Origin of the sequence: Devosia ginsengisoli, from assembly GCF_007859655.1 — a bacterium.
Taxonomy (GTDB): domain Bacteria; phylum Pseudomonadota; class Alphaproteobacteria; order Rhizobiales; family Devosiaceae; genus Devosia; species Devosia ginsengisoli.
On the sequence record NZ_CP042304.1, the window covers coordinates 2,271,092 to 2,291,040 of the forward strand.

Annotated in this window: 19 protein-coding genes; 2 read left to right on the forward strand and 17 right to left on the reverse strand. The window is 63.3% G+C overall.

What is annotated here, in order from left to right; all coding sequences use genetic code 11:
• Nucleotides 1-38 precede the first annotated feature (38 nt).
• The gene (gene efp / locus FPZ08_RS11085) at nt 39-608 is read left to right on the forward strand and encodes an elongation factor P (protein WP_146290081.1); all 570 of its coding nucleotides are present in this window, start codon (nt 39-41) and stop codon (nt 606-608) included.
• Between the two features lie 136 nt (nt 609-744).
• On the opposite strand, the gene FPZ08_RS22160 is transcribed toward efp, so the two are convergent.
• From FPZ08_RS22160 to FPZ08_RS11140, 11 genes are all read right to left on the reverse strand, one after another.
• Complete coding sequence (locus FPZ08_RS22160; RefSeq protein ID WP_210246788.1) at nt 745-948, reverse strand: DUF2934 domain-containing protein; 204 nt, start codon at nt 946-948, stop codon at nt 745-747.
• 65 nt (nt 949-1,013) lie between these two features.
• The gene (locus tag FPZ08_RS11095; RefSeq protein WP_146290082.1) at nt 1,014-1,505 is read right to left on the reverse strand and encodes a YciE/YciF ferroxidase family protein; all 492 of its coding nucleotides are present in this window, start codon (nt 1,503-1,505) and stop codon (nt 1,014-1,016) included.
• Between the two features lie 107 nt (nt 1,506-1,612).
• Nucleotides 1,613-2,251, reverse strand: coding sequence for a ThuA domain-containing protein (locus tag FPZ08_RS11100; RefSeq protein ID WP_146290083.1), 639 nt, complete (start codon nt 2,249-2,251; stop codon nt 1,613-1,615).
• The gene (locus FPZ08_RS11105; protein WP_146290084.1) at nt 2,248-3,891 is read right to left on the reverse strand and encodes an acyltransferase; all 1,644 of its coding nucleotides are present in this window, start codon (nt 3,889-3,891) and stop codon (nt 2,248-2,250) included. The genes FPZ08_RS11100 and FPZ08_RS11105 overlap by 4 nt, the downstream gene beginning before the upstream one ends.
• Before the next feature lie 15 nt (nt 3,892-3,906).
• Entirely contained in the window at nt 3,907-4,914 is a 1,008-nt protein-coding gene (locus FPZ08_RS11110) for a hydroxyacid dehydrogenase (RefSeq protein WP_246132625.1), read from the reverse strand.
• 1 nt (nt 4,915) lies between these two features.
• Entirely contained in the window at nt 4,916-6,769 is a 1,854-nt protein-coding gene (locus FPZ08_RS11115) for a DUF2264 domain-containing protein (RefSeq protein ID WP_146290085.1), read from the reverse strand.
• Nucleotides 6,770-6,798: 29 nt separating this feature from the next.
• Nucleotides 6,799-7,806 (reverse strand): ABC transporter ATP-binding protein, encoded by a 1,008-nt coding sequence (locus FPZ08_RS11120; protein ID WP_246132626.1) that lies wholly within the window; start codon nt 7,804-7,806, stop codon nt 6,799-6,801.
• A complete protein-coding gene (locus tag FPZ08_RS11125; RefSeq protein ID WP_146293089.1) occupies nt 7,803-8,792 on the reverse strand; it encodes an ABC transporter ATP-binding protein in 990 nt (329 codons plus the stop codon). Before FPZ08_RS11125 ends, FPZ08_RS11120 begins: the two co-directional genes overlap by 4 nt.
• A gap of 282 nt (nt 8,793-9,074) precedes the next feature.
• On the reverse strand, nt 9,075-10,136 hold the full coding sequence (locus FPZ08_RS11130) for an ABC transporter permease (RefSeq protein WP_146293091.1): 1,062 nt from the start codon (nt 10,134-10,136) through the stop codon (nt 9,075-9,077).
• 84 nt (nt 10,137-10,220) lie between these two features.
• Complete coding sequence (locus FPZ08_RS11135) at nt 10,221-11,213, reverse strand: ABC transporter permease (protein ID WP_146290086.1); 993 nt, start codon at nt 11,211-11,213, stop codon at nt 10,221-10,223.
• A 230-nt stretch (nt 11,214-11,443) separates the two neighbouring features.
• On the reverse strand, nt 11,444-13,249 hold the full coding sequence (locus FPZ08_RS11140) for an ABC transporter substrate-binding protein (RefSeq protein WP_186766949.1): 1,806 nt from the start codon (nt 13,247-13,249) through the stop codon (nt 11,444-11,446).
• A 313-nt stretch (nt 13,250-13,562) separates the two neighbouring features.
• On the opposite strand from FPZ08_RS11140, the gene FPZ08_RS11145 reads away from it, so the two are divergent.
• On the forward strand, nt 13,563-14,750 hold the full coding sequence (locus FPZ08_RS11145) for an oligogalacturonate lyase family protein (protein ID WP_146290088.1): 1,188 nt from the start codon (nt 13,563-13,565) through the stop codon (nt 14,748-14,750).
• A 3-nt stretch (nt 14,751-14,753) separates the two neighbouring features.
• Here the strand turns inward: FPZ08_RS11145 and FPZ08_RS11150 are convergent, their stop codons facing one another.
• The 6 genes from FPZ08_RS11150 to FPZ08_RS11170 form a co-directional block, all read right to left on the reverse strand.
• Nucleotides 14,754-15,761 (reverse strand): LacI family DNA-binding transcriptional regulator, encoded by a 1,008-nt coding sequence (locus tag FPZ08_RS11150; RefSeq protein ID WP_146290089.1) that lies wholly within the window; start codon nt 15,759-15,761, stop codon nt 14,754-14,756.
• Between the two features lie 78 nt (nt 15,762-15,839).
• On the reverse strand, nt 15,840-16,808 hold the full coding sequence (locus FPZ08_RS11155; protein WP_146290090.1) for an acetylxylan esterase: 969 nt from the start codon (nt 16,806-16,808) through the stop codon (nt 15,840-15,842).
• 77 nt (nt 16,809-16,885) lie between these two features.
• Nucleotides 16,886-17,806 carry a flagellar motor protein MotB gene (locus FPZ08_RS11160; protein WP_146290091.1) on the reverse strand — a complete coding sequence of 307 codons (921 nt, stop codon included), beginning with the start codon at nt 17,804-17,806 and terminating at the stop codon, nt 16,886-16,888.
• A 21-nt stretch (nt 17,807-17,827) separates the two neighbouring features.
• Entirely contained in the window at nt 17,828-18,691 is an 864-nt protein-coding gene (gene motA, locus FPZ08_RS11165) for a flagellar motor stator protein MotA (protein ID WP_146290092.1), read from the reverse strand.
• Between the two features lie 192 nt (nt 18,692-18,883).
• A complete protein-coding gene (locus tag FPZ08_RS21955; RefSeq protein ID WP_186766950.1) occupies nt 18,884-19,030 on the reverse strand; it encodes a hypothetical protein in 147 nt (48 codons plus the stop codon).
• 193 nt (nt 19,031-19,223) lie between these two features.
• On the reverse strand, nt 19,224-19,934 hold the full coding sequence (locus FPZ08_RS11170; protein WP_146290093.1) for a ribonuclease activity regulator RraA: 711 nt from the start codon (nt 19,932-19,934) through the stop codon (nt 19,224-19,226).
• Nucleotides 19,935-19,949: the final 15 nt, after the last annotated feature.

Consider the following 19,949-nt stretch of genomic DNA (forward strand, 5'->3'; position numbering starts at 1 on the left):
CCTCTACGACGCGCATCCGAAATGAACAAGGAAGAATAATGGTCAAGGTCATCGCCTCTTCGCTGCGCAAGGGCAACGTCGTCGAACAGGACGGCAATCTGCATGTCGTGCTGACGGCGGAAAACGTCCACCCCGGCAAGGGCAATTCCATCACCAACGTCAATATGCGCCGCATTTCCGATGGCGTGAAGGTCGTCGGCCGCTGGCGCACCGTCGAAATGGTCGAGAAGGCCGATGTCGACGATCGTGAATACGATTATCTCTATTCCGACGGCGAAGGCCACCACTTCATGGAGCCGGTCAGCTACGAGCAGATCACCGTAGCCGACGATGTCATCGGCGACCAGCGCGCCTATCTCACCGACGGCATGAAGGTGCATCTCAAGACCTTCGAAGGCACCGCCCTTTCGATGGAACTGCCGCAGCGCCTGACCTTCGAGATTGTCGAGACCGAGCCTGTCGTCAAGGGCCAGACGGCTTCCTCATCCTACAAGCCCGCCGTGCTCAATAACGGCCTGCGCGTCATGGTCCCACCCCATATCGGTACCGGCACCCGCATCGTGATTTTGACGGACGACAATTCGTATGTAGAGCGCGCGAAGGACTGATCGCCGGCCGCCCCTTCGGCGGCAAAATCTCCCCAGTGGGGAGATTTTAGGCGATCAGGCCCGGAGAGCTACGCTCGCAGGGCCCAGCTTCTCCTGCGGCACAATCTCGACCAAACGGGCCCTTTCGGGCCCGTTCTCATTTCTGCTCGATCTCTCCTGCTGCATCGCGCCAGTGCTCTTCGGCGCGGTCCACCGGCGTGCCTTCGGCCAGCCATTTGTCATAGGCCATCTGGCGCACCAGCATGTCCTTGGCGCGCAGCCAGTAATGGAACGGCCGACCCTCCGGCCGCCCATCCTGTTCCCACAGGAAATAGGCCGTCTGCCGAATTTGTTCGGCCACATCCGAATTTTTCCGCATCGCCGCAACCGGTTAGAAAGGGCGCAGGTTTCCCTGCGCCCGGTGGATCAGGCCGCCTTCAGGTTCACATTGGCCATGGCCACCTGGCTCAGCTTCTTGTCGGTCGCCACTTCTTCCTGCAGCGTGGCATCGAGCAGGGTCACGGCCTCGCTGAGGCCCAGTTGCTGCGCCCAGGTCTTGAGCGTGCCATAGCGGGCGATCTCGTAATGCTCCACCGCCTGCGCCGCCGAGACCAGTCCGGCATCGAGCGCCGCCGTGCCCTTGAACTCGTCCATGATGGACTTGCCTTCCTCGATAATGCCGAGAATGGCGTCGCAGGTCTTGCCGCGGGCCGGCTTGTCCAGCAGTTCGAAAATCTGCTCCAGCCGCTCGACATGGCCCTCGGTCTCTTCGAGATGCTTCTCGAACCCGGCCTTGAGCTCGGCCGAACTGGCCGCCTTGGCCATTTTGGGCAGCGTTTTCACGATCTGGCGTTCGGCGTAGTAGATGTCCTTGAGCGTGTCGAGGAACAGGTCATTGAGCGTTTTTTCGGTAGCCATGTGTCATCTCCAAAAAATGGTTTGACGCTGCTGCCGCAACTCTCCGCCTTGCCTGGGGGTTCCGCCCCGGCATGGTCTTTCCGTTCACTTCCGGGTGGCACCCAGGCCTAGCGCGCCGCCCAGACCAGTCCGCGCCGCAATATCTCGCGCACCGGCCCCACCAGCTCGTCGGCCGTATGCCCCAGCGAGGAATAGAATACCCGCCCCTGGTCATGCATGGTCGTGAACACGACCGGCATCACCACATCCTTACGCCAGGGGTGGAATTCCCCTGAAAAGGTGGTCGTCGCCAGCACGTCGACCGCCGGATCGTAGTTGAGATAATACTGCTCGCTCGTATGCTCGAAGCTGCCGATATCGGCCATGATGGGGTGGTCGCCCCGCTTCACGTCCACCGTGTAGGTGATGATATTGCCCGGATGCTGCACCCAGTAGACGCTGGCGGCATAGCGGAATGGCACCGAACTGCGGAAGCTCGTGGCCAGTCCCATATGGAACCCGGCCAGCCCGGTTCCCGCGCGGATCGCCGCGACCAGGTTGGCCATCTTTTCCGGCGCCAGTACCCCGTCGGTGATGACGGGCACGACGAGGTCGTTGCTGGCGATATCGTCAGCCCCCAGCGCCTCGTAATCCGAGGTCACCGTCACGGCGAAGCCTTCGGCCTCCAGCAGCTCGCGCACGACATTGGCGCTCCGCTCCGGCGTATGCAGTTCCATCCCGCCCCAGACCACGAGGGCTTTCTTCATAGTCCCAATCCCACTGCCTGCGTTCGATGTACCCCCTTGGGCACAAAGACGAATTCACCCGCAATATCCAGCAACTCCGCGGCCAGATGTACGACGCTGAGCCACATTTCGGTGCCCTGCAGGCTTGTCTCCTGCCCGTCGGCAAAGGCAAAGCCCGCGCCCGCCACCCAGCGTTCCCCTGCCCGGCCGATCACGGCACGCGCAATCGCCTCGGCCTCGGGCCGGCGATGATCGGTCTGCCTGAGGCAGAGCAGCAGCGGGTGCACGGTATCGAGCAGGTTGCAGGCCGTATAGGTCCGCCCGGAAAAGCCGTCGTGATTGCGATAGTTGAGCAGCACCGAGTCGATGGCCCGCTCGGCATTGGGCACCGGCAGGCCGAATTGCGCATAGGTGCCGCGGGTCAACCGGTAGAAGCCGTTGACCGGCTGCAGCAGCCCTTCCGCCGGTGTCGGCGAGCCCCACAGTCCCGTCGCCCGATCCTGTTTCAGCGCCAGCCAGCCGAACAAGGTCTCCCGCGCCCGCCCGGTCTCGAAATAGCGCGCATTGAAATAGAGCGCCGTGCCGATGGCATCCACGGCCGCTCCGGCGCCCCAGGCCCGCTCGCGCCAGGACAGGCTATCGAGCCAGTCGCATAGCGCCCGCGCGCCCAGTTCCACAGCCGAGACCCGATGCAGCGGCTGCCCGCCCAGCACTTCGATGGCATAGCCGACCGACAATACATTGTAGAGCGCCAGCCCATTGTCCCGCTGTGCCTGCCCGGCGGCGGGCGGTTGGTGCGGATCGGGGAACAGGCCGGTCTCCGGGTCCTGCAAGGCTTGCAATTGCTGGAGCGTCGCCGCCGCATCCAGCCCCTCGGGCAGCGCGCCAAACCCGGCTGCGATCTCGATGGCGTCGTTCAGGTGGCGCGCGCTGCGTCGCACGGTCCCGTCTGCCTCGCGCGAGATATATTCCCCGTCCTCGCGGAATCGCGCCAGGACCTCGGGCCACTGCGCTGCCGCAGCTTCCCCCAGCCGCACCAGCGCCCCGGCAGTATCGCGCCTGCTCGATTGTCCGCGATAGCGCACCACTTTGGCCGGCACGCCGCCGACAATGGCGAGATCAGGCACATCCTTGCTCACCACCGCCCCGGCCGCGATCACCGCGCCCTTGCCGACTTTGACCCCGTCGAGCACCACGGCATTGGCGCCGATCCACACATCGTCCCCGATGGTGATGCCCAGGCTTTCATGCTTCTGCATATGAATGGGCACGCCGGGATCGTCGAACCCGTGGTTGAACCCCACGATGGACACATGGCTGGCAATCCGCACGCCGTCGCCGCAGCGCACCTTGCCCGAAATCATCGCATAGCGATTGACCGTGCAATGCGCACCGAATTCCACATCGCCACGCACCAGCGCGTGGCCAGCGATCCAGCTATCCGCGCCCAGCACCAGATGCGACGTGAAGATCGCCGCCTCAGCTGCCACATAGGCCGTGGGGTGGAACGTCGCCCCCGCCACGGCGGCCCACCGCGCCAGCCGCGCCCGGTGCGCGGGCGAGTCGATGTCCGCGGGCGTCCGGTCCCAGGTCAGGAATTGCAGGCGCGCTTCATGCTCGGGATCGGGTTGATCGGATGGCTTGGCGGACAGAGACGTCATTCAATCCTCACCGGGTCAGGCCAGCCGTTCGAGCAGCGCCGGCTCGATCTCGAATTCCAACGGCGCCCCGGCCACGAAGCGCTCGATTTCCTCGATCGCCATCTGGCCCAGCCGCAGCCGTTCCGTGCCGACGGCCCCGGCCACATGCGGGGTCAGGAACACATTGGGCAGGTCATAGAGCGGGGAGCCGCGTTCGGGAATTTCGGGGTCGGTCACGTCGATCACGGCATGGATACGCCCCGATTGCAGCTCGGCAATCAGCGCCGCCTCGTCGATCAGCGCTCCGCGCGCCGTATTGATGAAGGCTGCGCCGTCCTTCATCAGCCCGAGTTGCCCGGCCCCGATCATCGCCCGCGTCGTCGGCAGCGATGGGGCGTGGATCGACACCACGTCCGAGCGCGCCATCAGCGTATCGAGATCGACCAGTTCCGCCCCATCGAGCACCGGATCATCAGGCTTCACGAAAGGGTCGCTCAGCAGCACGGTGAAGTCGAAGGCCTGCAGCATCCGCGCCACCTTGCGGCCGATGCGCGAGGCACCCACCAGACCGACCGTGCGGTGATAATTGCCGATCGGTTCGTCCATCAGGGCGTAACTGCTCCGCCGCCCCGGATCAGCCCGGTAGCGGTCGCGCAGTTCGAACACGCGCTTGTTGGCGAAGATGATCGCGGCCAATGTGAACTCCGCCACCGGTACCGCATTGGCGTCGGCCGCATGGGTCACCCTGATGCCCGCGTCATAGACGACGGGGTCCAGTGTGAATTTCACCGTTCCCGCCGCATGGGCAATGAGCTTCAGGTTCGGTGCGGCCTTGACCACTTCGGCCGTCACCATGGGGCAACCCCAGCCGGTGACGAGAATGTCGATCTCATCAAGTACGGCGCGCGCCTCGGCGCTGGAAAATTCCTCCAGCGGCACGGCGCGGACGATGTCACAGGTCTGCGCCAGCCGTGCCAGCGCCTCCTCGTCAAACACATGCCTGGTCTTGTCCGCCGCCATGGCGAAGGCGAGTTTAGGGCACATTTCAGAACCGCTCCGGCACCAGGATGGCGCTGACATCCACGCCCTCGCGGGCAAACATGGCCTCGAGCGCCGCCATATCAGGCGCATGCGGAACCTGGCTCAACGCCGCCTCGGCCTCAGCCCCCGCGGGCAGCGCCATCGCCGCCGTCACCAGCAGCGTCGTTCCATCAGGAATCTCGCCGCGCAATTGCGGCACGATGGTCTTGGAGACGATGAGGTTGGTGTTTGGATAGGCCCGGTGCGCACGGCCCTCGCGCTTGCCGGTGAGATCAACGATGGCACTCACATCGTCAGCGCTCTTGGCAACGGCTCGACCGGCCTCGTCGATATAGGTATCGGCATTGAGGTCGGCCCGCGCTATGGCAAAGCCACCTTCGGTGGCGTGCAACGCCCTCGGCGTCGTAATGCGATGCACGCGGATATGCCAGAGGTTGGCCGGGATCAGCCAGGTCTCGACCTCGACATCGCTCCACGGTTTCCACCGCGAATAGAGCGTCTGCTCGGCAATCTGCGCGACCTCATTGGTCTCGCGCACCCGGTAGTGCCGGCCGTCATCGGAAAAGGCCAAAGCCCCGTCGAAGGCGCCCTGGCTATAGGCGCGCTCGTCCACCTCGGTCGAAAAGCCGTAGCGGCTCGAATAGACGAATTTGGCATATTTCTCGGTGCCGGCCCGCATCTGCCAGTTCTGCTGGCCGCTCGACAGGGCGACCACATTGCCCGGCGTATGGGTCATCACCATGCCAGGATGCTTGAGCGGCACCGGCTTCTTGCTCACCACAGCCGGCGTTTCCTCGGCCATCCAGAACGGGTGATCGGCTGGCAGCGCCAGCGGCAGGAAAGCCTTAAGCGCCCAATAGGGCGAGCCGGCCGAATTGTAGCTCTCGGACATGAACAGGTTCGGATAGCCGTAGCCGATGGACAGCACGCCATCGCGGTTGGCGATCGGCTTGTCGGCCCACCAGCGCAGGTGGCGCAGGAACTGCCCCTTGATCTCGCCCCATGGCAGAGCTTCGAGGTCGGCAAAGGCCAGTGCGCCCCAGATGCCGCCACAGGCAAAGCGATAGGTCAGGCTCCGTCCGAAGGCCAGCACGCCGCCATCCTCGTCGAACCAATGGCGGATATCCTTGGCGAAGAGCTCGGCGCGTTCCTTGTAGGCCGCCACGCGCTTCTCGTCGCCTCGCGCCAGCTTGGCATAGATCAGCCCGTAAAAGTGCATGGCGAAGGGAATGTAGTGGTCGATGCGCCGGACATTGCCATCGCGATACCAGCCATCGCCCAGATAGAAGCCGTCCAGCTCTTCGAGATATTTTTCCGTCAGCGAGCGGTCGAACTCGACGCCGCATTCCGCGAGGCCAAGATCGACCAGGATGCGGAAGAATTTCCAGTTATTGTCGGCGTAATCAAACTGACGAGCATGCTTGAGGTATGCTGCCAGATTTCTTTTGGCTTTCTCGCTCAATGGCTCCCACACCAGATGCGGCAGCAGCCGCATGGTGAAGCCGATGGCCGCTAACTCGACCATGCGCTGGTCGGTGGCATTGACCGTGCCCCAATATTCGGGATGCTCGGGGTCGGTGCCATTGGCGAGGCCCCGCCGGTAGAGTTCCCAATGGTCGAATTTTCCGCCGCCTGCCGCCAGCGGCGTCAGCCCCCAGAGCGGGCGGGCAAAGCCTTCGAGGTCCGCCGCTGCGCGGTCGAAATGCGCCCCTGCCCCATCGAGCCGCACCCGCGCCGCGCCTTCAGAAAAGAAGGGCAGCAGCGGATTGAACAGGTCACCCAGCGCCCTTTCCACATCGGCGCGGGTCTTGAGCGGATTGCCATGCAGCGGATTGGCGCTCACCGGATCATAGATCATTTCAGGCAAAAACCTCGTTTGGCGCGTCGTCATAAGCGCCCTTCAAATTGAGTTTTTCGGCAAAGTGGCAGGCCGCTTCCTGCGCCGTTCCGTTGATGGGGCGCAAAGCCGGTTTGTCGGTGCGGCAGCGGTCCTCGGCATATTTGCAGCGCGTGTGGAACGGGCAGCCCACAGGGCGATTGCCGAGATAGGGGGATTTCCCCGCGCACTTCCTTCTTCCGCCCCTTGCGCCGCGTCGGGTCGGCAATGGGCAGCGCTTCGAGCAGCAATTCGGTATAGGGGTGGCGCGGCCGCTCGAACAGCATTTCGGTGGGCGCATTCTCGACCACATGCCCGAGATACATCACCACCACCCGGTCGGCGATATAATTGACCACCCCCAGGTCGTGGCTGATGAAGATATAGGTCAGCCCGAACTCGGCCTTGAGGTCTTCGAGCAGGTTCAGCACCTGCGCCTGGATGGAGACGTCGAGCGCCGAGACTGCCTCGTCGGCAATCACCAGCTTGGGGTCCAGCACCAGCGCGCGGGCAATGCCGATGCGCTGACGCTGGCCGCCGGAGAAGGCGTGCGGATAGCGTCCCACCGCTTCGGCGGGAATGCCGACCTTTTCGAGTGTGCTCAGCACGCGCTCTTCCAGTTCCTTGCCCTTGCAGATCTTGTGAATGCGCAGGGGCTCGGCCACGATATCGAAGACCCGCATATTGGGATTGAGCGAGCTCATCGGGTCCTGGAAGATCATGCGGATATCCTGCCGCCACGGCTTGATCTCCCGCTTGTTGAGCGCGGTCAGTTCCACCTCGCCGCCGGACTTGGGGTGATAGACCACCCTGCCCTCGCTGACCGGCTGCGCTTTGATGATGCAGCGGCCCAGAGTGGTCTTGCCGCAGCCGCTTTCGCCCACAATGGCCAGCGTTTCGCCGGCTTCTACCGTCAGGTTGATATCAGTCAGCGCATCGAGCCGCCGTTCCGGCCCGAACCAGCCGCCCGATAGTGTGAAATGCTTGGAGAGATGCTCGACAGTCAGCAAGGTACTCATGCCACCGCCTCCGCAGGTTGACGCGTCAGCAGGTGGCAGCGCGCATGATGGCCATTGCCCACCGCGGTCCGCTCCGGCCGCACCGTGGCACAGGGCTCGAAGGCATAGGGGCAGCGGCTGGTAAAGGCGCAGCCTTCGGGCCGATCCCGGGGCGCCGGCACCGTACCCTTGATGGGTGAGAGACGCACCCGATCGGCCTTGCGCGCCATCTTGGGAATGGAAGCCATCAGCGCCTGCGTATAGGGGTGGCTCGGGCGGGCAAACACATCGTGCACATTGCCCTGCTCGACCACATCGCCCAGATACATCACCGCCACCTCGTCAGCGATCTCGGCCACCACACCGAGATCATGGGTGATGAACAGCATGGCCATGCCGAAATCGGCCTGCAGTTGGCGCAGCAGGTCGAGAATCTGCGCCTGCGTGGTGACATCGAGCGCCGTGGTCGGCTCGTCCGCGATCAGCAGCTTGGGCGTACAGGCCAGCGCCATGGCGATCATCGCGCGCTGCCGCAAACCGCCCGATAGCTGGAACGGATAGGCATCCGCCCGCTCCCGCGCGCCGGGAATTCCCACCTGGTCGAGCAAAGCCACCGTGCGCTCCCGCGCCTGTTTGGGCTTGAGCCCTTCGTGGATGATGACCATTTCGTCGATCTGGTCGCCGATCGTATGCACCGGCGACAGCGAGCTCATCGGCTCCTGGAAGATCATCGAGATCTGGTTGCCCCGGATAGCCCGGAGCGGCAGGCTGTCCGGCTTGAGCTTGACGATATCGGTCGGTGGTTCGTCACCGGGCGAAAAGACAATCGAGCCACGCCGGATTTCCGCATTCTTGTCGAGCAGCCGCAGCACCGCCCGCGCGGTGACCGACTTGCCGCAACCGCTCTCGCCCACCAGCGCCAGCGTCTTGCCCGGCGTCAGCGTCAGGTCGACCTGCCGCACCGCTTCGATATCCGCCTCGTCGGGCGACGAGAAGGTGATGGACATGTCGGAAATGGTGAGGATGGGTTGGGTCACCTGGCAACTCCTGCACAACGAACGTGGCCCGGGACCACCCCCTCCCTAGCTCCGCTACGCCCCTTCAGGCCAAGCTTCGCTACCCTCCCCTCAAGGGGGAGGGTGACATTGAGGTTGTGGCACCATCTTGCCGAACCCTCCGGGTTCACCTCCCCCCTTGAGGGGGAGGCAAGCAGAGCTTGGCGCACAGCGCCTAGCGTCGCTCGGAGGGGGGTGTCTTTCCGCAAACGCGAAACGCCTGAAACCATCGTCTCACCGCCCATGTGGATCGGCCGCATCGCGCAGCCCATCGCCAAAGAAGTTCATGCTGAGAATGATCACCACCACGCAGATGCCCGGCGTCAAAAGCCAGGGTGCCGTGGCCAGCGTGCGGATATTCTGCGCGTCCTGCAGCAGCGTGCCCCAGCTAACGATTGGTGCCTGCAATCCGAGCCCGAGAAACGAGAGCGCGGTTTCGGCCAAGATCATGCCGGGAATGGCCAGCGTTGCTGCCGCGATGATGTGGCTCATGAAGCTGGGCACCATGTGCCGCGTGATGATGCGCCAATCGCTGGCGCCATCAAGCTGCGCCGCGGTCACGAAATCCTCGGTTCGCAGACTGAGGAAACGCCCGCGCACCACGCGCGCCAGTTCGGTCCAGCCGATGAGGCTCAATATGATGGTGATGGCGAAATAGGTCTGCAGCGCCGTCCAGTCCTTGGGCAAGGCCGCAGCCAGCCCCAGCCAGAGTGGAATGGTCGGCATCGAACGAATGAACTCGACCACGCGCATAACCGCGCTGTCGAACCAGCCGCCGTAATAGCCGGCAAAGCCGCCGATGATGATGCCGAAGAACAGGCTCAGCGTCACACCGGCGAGGCCGATCGAGAGCGAAATGCGCGTGCCGTGGATCAGCCGGCTCAGCAGGTCGCGGCCCAGCCGGTCGGCCCCCAGGATGTAGAATGGCGCCCGCGCCTCGGTCACCCCGATGAACTTGACCGACAGGGGGATGATGCCCAGCAGCATATAGGGGTCGGAGGGTGCGAAGAACCGCACCGGTATTTCCACCTCGGGATCGAGCACGAAAGTGCGTCGCATCGCCTTGGGGTCGATTTCGGTGGCATAACCGTTCACATGCGGGAAAAACCGCCAGGAGCCATCCTCGCTGGTCGAGAAAAACTGGATGCCCTGCGGCGGCGCATAGGTATAGCGCGCGCTATAGGCTGCCGGATCGGCAGGCGCCAGGAATTCGGCGAGCAGGGCCACGAGATAGAAGGCGATGACGATCCACAGGCTGACCAGCGCCAGCCGGTGCCGCTTGAAGCGCCGCCACATCAGCCCAAGCTGGCTCTCGCGCCGGGCGCGGACCACGGGAATGTCGATGGCAGCAGGATTTTGGGTGATTGTGTCCACGGCCACTTACTTGCTCCCGTAGCGAATGCGCGGGTCGATCCACGCGAGGAGAAGGTCCGAAATCAGCGTGCCGATCACGGTGAGTATGCCCAGCAGCATGATGATGGCGCCGGCCAGATACATGTCCTGTGATGTCAACGAGCGCAGCAGCAGCGGCCCGGCGGTTGGCAGGTTGAGCACGACCGACACCAGCACCGAACTCGACACCAGCGCCGGCAGCAGCCAGCCGATGGTCGAGATCAGCGGATTGAGCGCCACCCGCACCGGATACTTCATGATGGTACGGAATTCGCTGAGCCCCTTGGCCCGCGCCGTCGTGACATAGGGCTTCTTGAGCTCGTCGAGCAGGTTGGCCCTGAGGATGCGGATCAGCTCCGCCGTCCCCGCCATGGACAGCACCAGGATGGGCGCCCAGGCGTGGCTCAGGAAATCCCAGATCCGGGCCGGGCTCCAGCGCGCCGCCTCGTATTCGGGCGAGAACAGCCCGCCCAGCGTTTCCCCGAACCACACGAAGCTCAGATACATCAGGATCAGCGCGAAGAAGAAGTTGGGAATGGCCAGGCCGATAAAGCCGCCAATGGTGGCGAGGTAATCGCCCAGCGAATATTTGCGCACCGCCGCATAGATGCCGATGGGCAGCGCCACCAGCCACATGACGATGACCGCCAGGCCCTCGAGCAGGATGGAATTGCCCAGGCGCCCCCAGATCAGCGTCGTTACCGGCGCCTTCCATTCGAAGCTCTGCCCGAAATCGCCGCGCAATACGATGCCGGTGATCCATTTCCAATATTGCACGACATAGGGCTCGCCGAACCCGTATTGCCGCCGCAAGGCCTCGATGGCGGCGGGGTCCACCCGGTCGCCATTGGCGGCCAAGGTGGCCATGTAGGTCGTCAGATAGTCGCCCGGTGGCAGCTGGATGATGGCAAAGGCCACGAAGCTCACCGCCCACATGGTCAGGACCATCGCAATCAGCCGGCCCGTAATGAAACGCAGCATCGGCGTCTCCTGTTCGTCTGGACCCGGTACCACCCTCTCCCCTTGCGGGAGAGGGAGCAATTCTGCGTTCAGCAGAATTGCAGGGTGAGGGGTTGCTTCCTCATACGCAGCGGGCCGAGAGATCGCAGACCCCTCATCCGCCCTTCGGGCCCTTCTCCCGCAAGGGGAGAAGGGAAGAATTCTCAACCCTCCGCGGCGCGGGGAGCGCCGCGGAGGGCGGGAGGGATCCGTTATTCAGCCGCAAAATACCACTGGAACGGATCATAGGGGCCCGGGGTCGGGAAGAGATATGCGTGCAGCATCGGTTCGGCGATGTTCCGCATATTGTTGCGGGCAATGTAGTAGCCGTTGCCAGGCAGGCTGATGCCGATGACCGGGAAGTTTTCCTTGGCGATGGCCAGGATCTGCTTCATCAGGTCGTCGCGCTTGACCGGGTCGCCCTCGCCACGCAGCTGGTTGAACAGATCCATCTGCTCCTTGGCCCACGGCGCCGGCTCTTCGGCGATTTCCGGGCGGGAACCCTGGAACCACTGCGCCCAACGATAGGCCCAGACCGATTCATCGCCATTCGCCATGTAGTAGCGGGGCTCCTGGATCACATCGAGGCCACCGTCGCCCTGCCAAATCTGCGCATCGTAATCGCCGGCCGGACGCTTCTCGTAATAGAGCGTGCGGTCGATATTGTTGAGCTCGATATCGATGCCGCCGGCCTCGATCTGGAGCTGCAGCAATTCCATCATGTCGATCCATTCGGGCCGCACGGTGGAGATCATGTCGATGGTGACGACCAGGGGCGAACCGTCGGCGAAGGTGTAGAAGCCATCGCCATTCCGGGCGCCCAGGCCGGCCGCTTCGAAGGCGGCGGCTGCGGCATCCGGGTCGAACTCGGTATACTGCTTGGCCATCTCCTCGTCATAGAACGGCGATTCCGGGCGCGGCGCGGCCTGGAAGGGCTCGCCCTGTCCGGTGAAGATGACGTCGATGATTTCCTGGCGGTCGATCAGCTGGCTGATGCCGACGCGGAAGTCCTTGTTCTGGAACAGTTCGGCCCGCTTGGGATCGACATGATTCATGTTGAACTGCAGGACCATGGTGTTCATGTTCGAGGGAACATTTTCACCAAGGCGGTAGTCGCCGGCTTCCTGGCCATCGAAGAACAGCGGCTGGTTGGCCACGGTCGCGATATGGCGATCCTGGAAGTCGATCTCGCCATTGAGCGCCATCAGGGTCAGCTCTTCGAGCGAGTCCGACACGCGCATGGAGAGATGGTCGATATAGGGCAGCTGGTTCCCTTCGGTGTCGACCTTCCAGTAATAGGGGTTGCGCACGAAGGTGGCGCGGCTCGCATCGCCCGTCAGCGGCTCGTCGATCATCCACGCATTCATCATCGGCAATTCGGGATTGGCCCAGCGGATGGTTTCCGTTGCCCATGAGCAGCGGTCGGTCATCCACAATTCCCACGTCTCGAAGCCGGCGGCCTTGGCCTGGGCGGCCGCGTCGGGGTTATATTTGGGGTAGAACTGGCTGCAGTAATCCTTGGAAAGCGACACGACGGTAAAGCCGTTGACGCTGGCCAGCTCGTCCATGATCACGCCATTCGGCTTCTCGAACACGAACTTGAACGTAGTGTCGTCCACCACTTCCACCGTCACCGGATTGCTGGGGTTCTTGATGAAGCCGCCCACGCCATAGCTGGGCTCGCTGAACAGCTCGACCGCGAAGGCGATATCGGCGCTGGTGAACGGCGTGCCGTTATTCCACTTCAGCCCTTCGCGCAGGTGGAAGGTATAGGTGGTTGCGTCCGCGCTGACTTCCCAGCTTTCGGCCAGGTTCGGGACGATCTCGTTCCATTCCCGGTTGTAGCGGACCAGGCCATCATAGGCGACGGTACGGGCGATCCACGCATTGTCGAGGCCGCCCCGCAGCGCCGAGCGCCAGGTGCCGCCATAGGTCCCTACGCTCTCCACCGGCGTCACGACCAGCGGATTGGCCGGCAGGCGCTCTTCGACAGGCGGAAGGTCGGTACCGTCAAGCATGGGTGCCTGATGGTATTGCTGGCCGTGGGCCGCGCCCGCAAGGGTCATCAGGCTCACGAGGGCAGTGGCGCCCCATAGTGTCGGCCTGGTTCGGCCTCCAGTCGATTTTCTCATCGGGTTTCTCCTCCCAGAAAACGCAAACACGGTTTGTGTGCGCCTCCTCACGACGCGTCAGGAGCCTAGAACACCACTTGCGTTAACGCAAGTATTGCGTCAAAATTCCGATAATTACGCAAATTGCGTGAATTTGCGTTTGCATTGAAGGCGTTGGGCTGTGGATTATTGCGGCCGACAGCAGCGAGGGGACCACCGAATGACGACGGCCGAGAAGGTTGCGAGCCATCACGATATCGATCTGCAATTGCTGTATTTCACCAGCACAAGCCTGTCGGCAGACGGCGAGAGCCTGGCCGCCATCGGCGAGCAGGACGGCAACCCCAACCTGTTCCGGGTCGACCTCGCGACCAGGGCCGTGACCCAGTTGACCCACAACACGGAAGGCTGGCTGCGCTCCTATGTCTATTTCGACGGAACGCCCTATCGCGGCTTCGCCAAGGCCAGCGTTAGTTTCGATGCCCAGCGGAACAGGCTTTACTACCTGCAGGGTCGCCAACTCCGCACTGTCGATTTCGACGGCAACGAGCGCATATTGGCGGAACTGCCGGACGACCAGGTGACCGCCTTCACCCATGTATCGGCCGATGGCAAGCTGATCTGCGTGCCCACCACCGACGAGGCCGCCTTCACCGAAGACAAAGCCTGGAGCGAGCGGCACAAGGGGATCGATGCCCGCGTGCAGCGGCTGGGGCTGAACTCCTACCTGCGCGTCTTTTCCACCGAGACCGGCGAGCAGGTGCTGTGCGAACCGGTTCCTAGCGCCTGGGTCACCCATGTCCAGTTCTCGCCCACCGATTCGAACGTGATCCTCTACAATCACGAATGGCCATCCGATTGCGGTATCCGGCGGGTCTGGCTGTGGGACGGCAAGAACCATACGCAGCTGCGCCAGGAAGGCGAAGGTCGCAGCCGCCTCGATTGGACCTGCCACGAAATGTGGGAGCGCGACGGCAAGGCCGTGATCTATCACGGCCTCTATACCGACGGCACCGCCTATGTCGGCCGCGCGCCGATCGACGGCGGCGAGCCGATCGAAATCCGCCTGCCGGCGGACTGGACCCGCTACGGCCACTTCACCGTCGGCCCGGACGAAACCATGCTGGTGACCGATGGCTATTACCGGGGCGCTGCCGACGACGAGGTCAAGGTCTCGCCCTGGATATCGCGGCTCGACCTCGACTGGCGTGATGGCGCGATCCGCTGGCGCGTGCTGGGCCGTTCGGATTCCAACTGGGACAGCCAGGACAGCCATCCCCATCCGATCACCGATGCCGCAGGCAGGTTCGTGTATTTCACGTCCAATGTCGAAGGCCGGCGCGCCATTTATCGGCTGCCCACCGCACCGGACGAGCCGGTTGCCGACGTGTCGCTGCGGCCGCCCTGACGCCTACTCCAGCGTCCAGACCGTCTCGCCCTCGACCATCGAGACGCCGATTTCGAGCTGCTGCACCGCGGTTTCGCCGTCCATATGCTCGGCCAGCAGCCGCACGGCCCCGCGCCCGATGGCTTCGCGATCGACCTGCGTCGTGCTCAGCCGCGGCGTGGCCATGCCGGCCAGTGGCAGGTCGTCAAAGCCGATGATCGAAAAATAACGCGGCAGCGGACTGTCGGCGCCATAAATGCCCTCGAGCATTTCCACCGCGGCAATATCGTTCCAGATGAAGGCAGCCGTGACGTCATGCTTGCCGGCCAGCAGGTCATCCAGCAATTCCCTGGTATGCCGCTCGTCGGTATTGACGATCGTGCCCACGGCGCCGGGCGTTCTGGCAATGGCCTGCTCGAAGCCGCGCTGGCGCTGCCTGATGGTCGGCCGGTAGCGATGGGTATAGTGCAGAATCTTGCGATGCCCTGCATCGAGCAGGCGCTGCGTCGCCATATAGGCGCCGTAGTAGTTGGCCGGCGACACCGAGCTGACCCGCATATTGGGGTCGCTGCCATTGACCAGCACCACGGGCACTTCCGCCTCGGCCGACCAGCTCGCCAGCTCGTCCCAGGCGTCGATCCCGGCCAGTAGCACGCCACCGGCATCGGCCTGGGCGATCTGCTTCTTGATCAGCTCCAGCGTCACCGAGGATTCATTGACCAGCCGCACGTCAAGCGTCATGCCGACCGACGCCGCCTGCGCCTGCATGCCCTCGACAATGCCGAAATAGAAGCCCGACAACCCGCTCGTCGCGCTGCCCAGCGGCACCAGTGCCACGGCTTTCTTGTTGCCACTCGCGGCCGCCGTACCATGCTTGGATTTGTAGCCCAAGGTGCGCGCCATGCGCTGCACGTCGCGCCGCACCGCATCGCTGATGCCGATCTCGTTGGCCAGCGCCCGCGACACCGTGCTGACCGAAACGCCGAGGCGTTCCGCGATATCGGCCTGGTTTGCGCGCTTCTGGGGTGCCACGGAGTCTGCCTCGCTGTTTCATCTACGCAATATTTGCGTTTTTTGAGCAGCGCAAGTCCCCCGCCTGATTTATCCCCCCTAGCTGAAGCGCTGCGCCAGCCAGATCATCTGCGCCCGGTCCTGGAAAGCCTGGCCGCCTTCATGGTTGTTGAACTCGTATTCTTCGATGCTCTTGTCGGCCCCGGCATAGGCATTATAGGCGCCATAGACCGTCGATGGCGGGCAGGTCTCGTCCATGACAGCCACCGAGAACAGGGCCGCCGCTTTGGCCCGCCGGGCGAAGTTGACGCCGTCGAAATAGTTGAGCACCTCAAAGACATTGGCCTTCTTGTCGCGGTGCTGCGCCAGGAAGCGCACGATTTCGAGATAGGGGTCACGCCCTGCCTTTTGCAGCGCCCGCCGGTAGTCGCAGAGGAAGGGTACGTCGGGCATGACAGCCTTGACCCGCTCGTCGATCCCGGCCACGGCCAGCGAGATGCCGCCGCCCTGGCTGCCGCCGCATACCGCGATCCTGGTGGCATCGACAAAGTCCTGCGCCACCAGCATATCCACCGCCCGCACCGCATCGGTGAAGACCCGGCGATAGTAATAGTCGTTCTTGTCCAGGATACCCTTGGTCATCATGCCGGGGCCGGATGGGGTCGTGCCCACTGGGTCGGCCGTGCCGCCCATGGACCAGCCACTACCCTGCCCGCGCGTATCCATGCGGAAATAGGCATAGCCCGACGCCGCCCAATGCAGTTGCTCATGCGGAAAGCCGCGGCCGCCGCCATAGCCCAGATATTGCACCACCAGCGGCAGCTTTCCGCTGCGCTGCGCCGGCAGCACCAGCCAGCCCTTGATCGGATGGCCGCCAAAGCCCGGAAAGGTCACATCGAACGCCTCGACCGCCCGCAGCGTGGTGTCGGCCTTGACAATACTCACCGCGCCGCCGATCGCCCGCGCCTCGGCAATGGTCGCCTCCCAGAATGCCGCGAAATCCGCGGGTATCTGGACGCTGCTCTGATAGGCGCCCAGCTCGGGCTGGATCAGGTCGGGAAAGGGCACGGCAGGACTCCTCGCAAAATCACCGGCGCGACCATGCACCGGGCCAGCCGGTCATGCCAGATAGCGCGCGAAATTTCCTAGGGCTTCAATCCGGCCGGCACCGGCGGGGTCTCGTAGAGCAGCGTAATCTCGATCCGCTCATTGGCCGCCATATAGGGGTCGTTGGGGAAGAACGGCTCCGCCGTCGACCGGCCCACGACCGAGTTGACGTGATCATCGGCCAGCCCGAATTCACCCAGAATCTGCCGCACCGTATTGGCGCGATCGGCCGACAGCTCCCATGAGCCGTAGCGCGGATTGGCATAGACCCCGCCGGCCGCCGTATGGCCCGAAATCCGCACCGGGTTCGACAGTTTCTGCAGGATCGGCGCAATCGCCGCGATGGCCTTTCGCGTCACCTCGTTGGGATATTTCGACCCCTCCGGGAACATCGGCCGCCCCTCCTGGTCGATGATGCGGATATTGAGGCCTTCCTCAGTCTCTTCGACGATCAGGTTATCGGCAATTTCGGTAATGGCCGGCATGGCTTGCCAGGCCTGTCGGATACTCGCCGCAGCGCTGTGAAAGCCCTGGTCTTCCTCGGCCTTGAGATCGGTTTGCGAGGCATTGGTGGTTTCGAATTCATTGCCCTGCTGCTGGTCGCGACCGCTCATCGCGCCCGTCACCGTGCCGAATTCCTCGCCCTTGGGCGTCACCGAGGCATCCACCCTCTCCTGGGGAGTCGAGCCCTGCATCAGGGCATCGGAATCATCCAGCGCCGTGCCGCCCATCAGCCCACCCGAACCACTGGTGGTCGGGCTGACATTGGGTGGCGCGAAATAGGAGGCCAGACCTTCCTTCTGCTCGGGCGTCGTCATGCTGATCAGCCAGAGCAGCAGGAAGAAGGCCATCATGGCGGTCACGAAGTCGGCATAGGCGATCTTCCACGCGCCACCATGGTGGGCATGCTTCTTCTTCTTGACCTTCTTGATGATGATCGGCTGGTCGAAATTCGCCATTCTGGCTTCCTGGAGCTTGACCTATGTGGCGGCGGGCAGGTTCGCCGTCGCCTCGTCGATTTCGGCAAAGCTGGGCCGGTCTTCCGACATCAGCGCCTTGCGCGCGAATTCGATGGCCATGACCGGCACCTGGCCGGAAATGTGGGCCAGCAGCCCGACCTTGAGCGACAGGAAATACTTGTCTTCCGCCTCGTAGATATTGCGCAGCGACTGCGCGAACGGCCCGAAAAAGCCATAGGCCACGAAGACGCCGAAGAAGGTGCCGACCAGCGCGCCGCCGATCATGTGGCCCAGCACTTCGGGTGGCTCGCTGATCGCGCCCATCGTGTGAATCACGCCCAGCACGGCCGCCACGATGCCCAAAGCCGGCGTCCCATCGGCCAGCGCCTGCATGGCATTGACGACGCGCTCGTTCTCCTGGTGGTGGGTTTCCAGTTCCTCATCCATCAGGGCTTCCATCTCGTGGACATTGTTGGAGCCCAGCGTCACCATGCGGAGATAGTCGCACACGAACTCGACGGCGTGGTGATTGTTGGCAAAGGTCGGGAAGCGCGCGAACAGCGTCGATTCATGCGGGTTTTCGATATGCTGCTCCAGCGCCAGGATGCCCTTGGACTGCACCAGCTTGTAGAGGCTGAACTGCATGCCGAGCAGTTCGACATAGGCCGCCTTGTTGTATTTCGGCCCCTTGAACAGCGTGCCGAACACACTCATCGTCTGCTTCAGCACCGGCCCGGTATTGCCGATGACGTAAGCCCCCATGGCCGCGCCGAGAATGATGACGAATTCGAAGGGCTGCCACAGCACATAGAGATGCCCGCCGACCCCCATATACCCGCCGATGACGCTGCCCACGACGATGAGGATGCCGATTAGAAGACGCATTAGACCTGAAACTCACCTTGTGGACGACATCGTTTCCAGGTCGGCATTATCGGTCGGTTTACCTTAACAGCCGGTTTACCCATGGGTTTACGCCCGGTTGCACAATGGCGGCCGGGTCATGCCACAAGGCTTAAGATGGCGGTGGGCAGTTGAATTGAATCCCGCCGTCGCGGGCAGGATCGGGGCGCAGGTCTAACCCCAGAGGCCGCGCTGGCTGCGGGCATGGATGACCTGGCGCAGGAAGACTTCCGCGGGGCGATAGTACCAGGCCAGTTCCGCCGGCGATTGCGCCGGCCCCAGTTCGGCCGGTAGGCATTCGACCCGCAGGGCGGCACGCATGGCGCATCCGAGGTAATAAACCCCGCCGGTCATCAGAAAGATCGCGCTCGCCAACAGGTCTAAACTCACGACAAGTCCCCCAAAACAATTGCCGTGAAATATAGACGGATGCGCCGCTACCCCAAGAAAAACGACCCATTAAGCCTAACCGGCTCAAGTCTATCCATTAATCGAACAACGAAACCGGAAATGCCTAGCGCTTTTCGCGCTGTCTCCAGGCCGCGAATTCCGCGGTGAAGCGGTCCTGCGTTTTGGGATAAAGACCGATGATCGGGGTACCCGCCTTGACCTGCTCGACCACGAAATCCTCATAGGCGGTCATTTCAACCGCCTCGTCGGCTACCTCTTCAGCTATGGCCTGGGGAATGACGATCACGCAATCGTCGTCACCCACCACGATATCGTCCGGAAACACCGCCACATCGCCGCAACCGATCGGCATGTTGAGGTCCAGGGCCTCATGCAGGGTCAGGTTGGTCGGACTGGATGGGCGGGTATGATAGGCGGGAATATCGAGCGCCCCAATCGTGGCGGCGTCGCGGAAACCGCCATCGGTGACGACCCCGGCCACGCCGCGCACCATCAGGCGGGTGACCAATATGTCCCCGGCCGAAGCGGCGCGCGGATCCTTGCGACTATCCATCACCAGCACATGACCCGGAGGGCACGTTTCCACGGCCACGCGTTGCGGATGCGCTGGATTGCGGAATTCGGCCAGTTGGTTGCGATCCTCCCGCGCCGGAATATAGCGCAAAGTGAAAGCCGGGCCGACCATGTTGCGCCCCTTGGCCGTGATCGGATGCACACCCTGGATCACCTGGTTGCGCAAACCGCGCTTGAACAGGGCCGTGGCCAGGGTGGCGACGGAAACACCCGCCAGCTTTTCACGCAGGATCTCATTCATGGCGGCATTCCTCGG

Bases quoted from the DNA above. Each gene is read 5' to 3' on its own strand.
- FPZ08_RS11170 (WP_146290093.1), bottom strand. From the start codon at position 19,934: ATGAATGAGATCCTGCGTGAAAAGCTGGCGGGTGTTTCCGTCGCCACC.
- FPZ08_RS11110 (WP_246132625.1), bottom strand. From the start codon at position 4,914: ATGTGCCCTAAACTCGCCTTCGCCATGGCGGCGGACAAGACCAGGCAT.
- FPZ08_RS11105 (WP_146290084.1), bottom strand. From the start codon at position 3,891: ATGACGTCTCTGTCCGCCAAGCCATCCGATCAACCCGATCCCGAGCAT.
- FPZ08_RS21955 (WP_186766950.1), bottom strand. From the start codon at position 19,030: ATGCGTGCCGCCCTGCGGGTCGAATGCCTACCGGCCGAACTGGGGCCG.
- FPZ08_RS11135 (WP_146290086.1), bottom strand. From the start codon at position 11,213: ATGCTGCGTTTCATTACGGGCCGGCTGATTGCGATGGTCCTGACCATG.
- FPZ08_RS11115 (WP_146290085.1), bottom strand. From the start codon at position 6,769: ATGATCTATGATCCGGTGAGCGCCAATCCGCTGCATGGCAATCCGCTC.
- FPZ08_RS11100 (WP_146290083.1), bottom strand. From the start codon at position 2,251: ATGAAGAAAGCCCTCGTGGTCTGGGGCGGGATGGAACTGCATACGCCG.
- FPZ08_RS11140 (WP_186766949.1), bottom strand. From the start codon at position 13,249: ATGCTTGACGGTACCGACCTTCCGCCTGTCGAAGAGCGCCTGCCGGCC.
- FPZ08_RS11095 (WP_146290082.1), bottom strand. From the start codon at position 1,505: ATGGCTACCGAAAAAACGCTCAATGACCTGTTCCTCGACACGCTCAAG.
- FPZ08_RS11160 (WP_146290091.1), bottom strand. From the start codon at position 17,806: ATGGCGAATTTCGACCAGCCGATCATCATCAAGAAGGTCAAGAAGAAG.
- FPZ08_RS11145 (WP_146290088.1), top strand. From the start codon at position 13,563: ATGACGACGGCCGAGAAGGTTGCGAGCCATCACGATATCGATCTGCAA.
- efp (WP_146290081.1), top strand. From the start codon at position 39: ATGGTCAAGGTCATCGCCTCTTCGCTGCGCAAGGGCAACGTCGTCGAA.
- motA (WP_146290092.1), bottom strand. From the start codon at position 18,691: ATGCGTCTTCTAATCGGCATCCTCATCGTCGTGGGCAGCGTCATCGGC.
- FPZ08_RS11125 (WP_146293089.1), bottom strand. From the start codon at position 8,792: ATGTCCATCACCTTCTCGTCGCCCGACGAGGCGGATATCGAAGCGGTG.
- FPZ08_RS11120 (WP_246132626.1), bottom strand. From the start codon at position 7,806: ATGAGTACCTTGCTGACTGTCGAGCATCTCTCCAAGCATTTCACACTA.
- FPZ08_RS11130 (WP_146293091.1), bottom strand. From the start codon at position 10,136: ATGTGGCGGCGCTTCAAGCGGCACCGGCTGGCGCTGGTCAGCCTGTGG.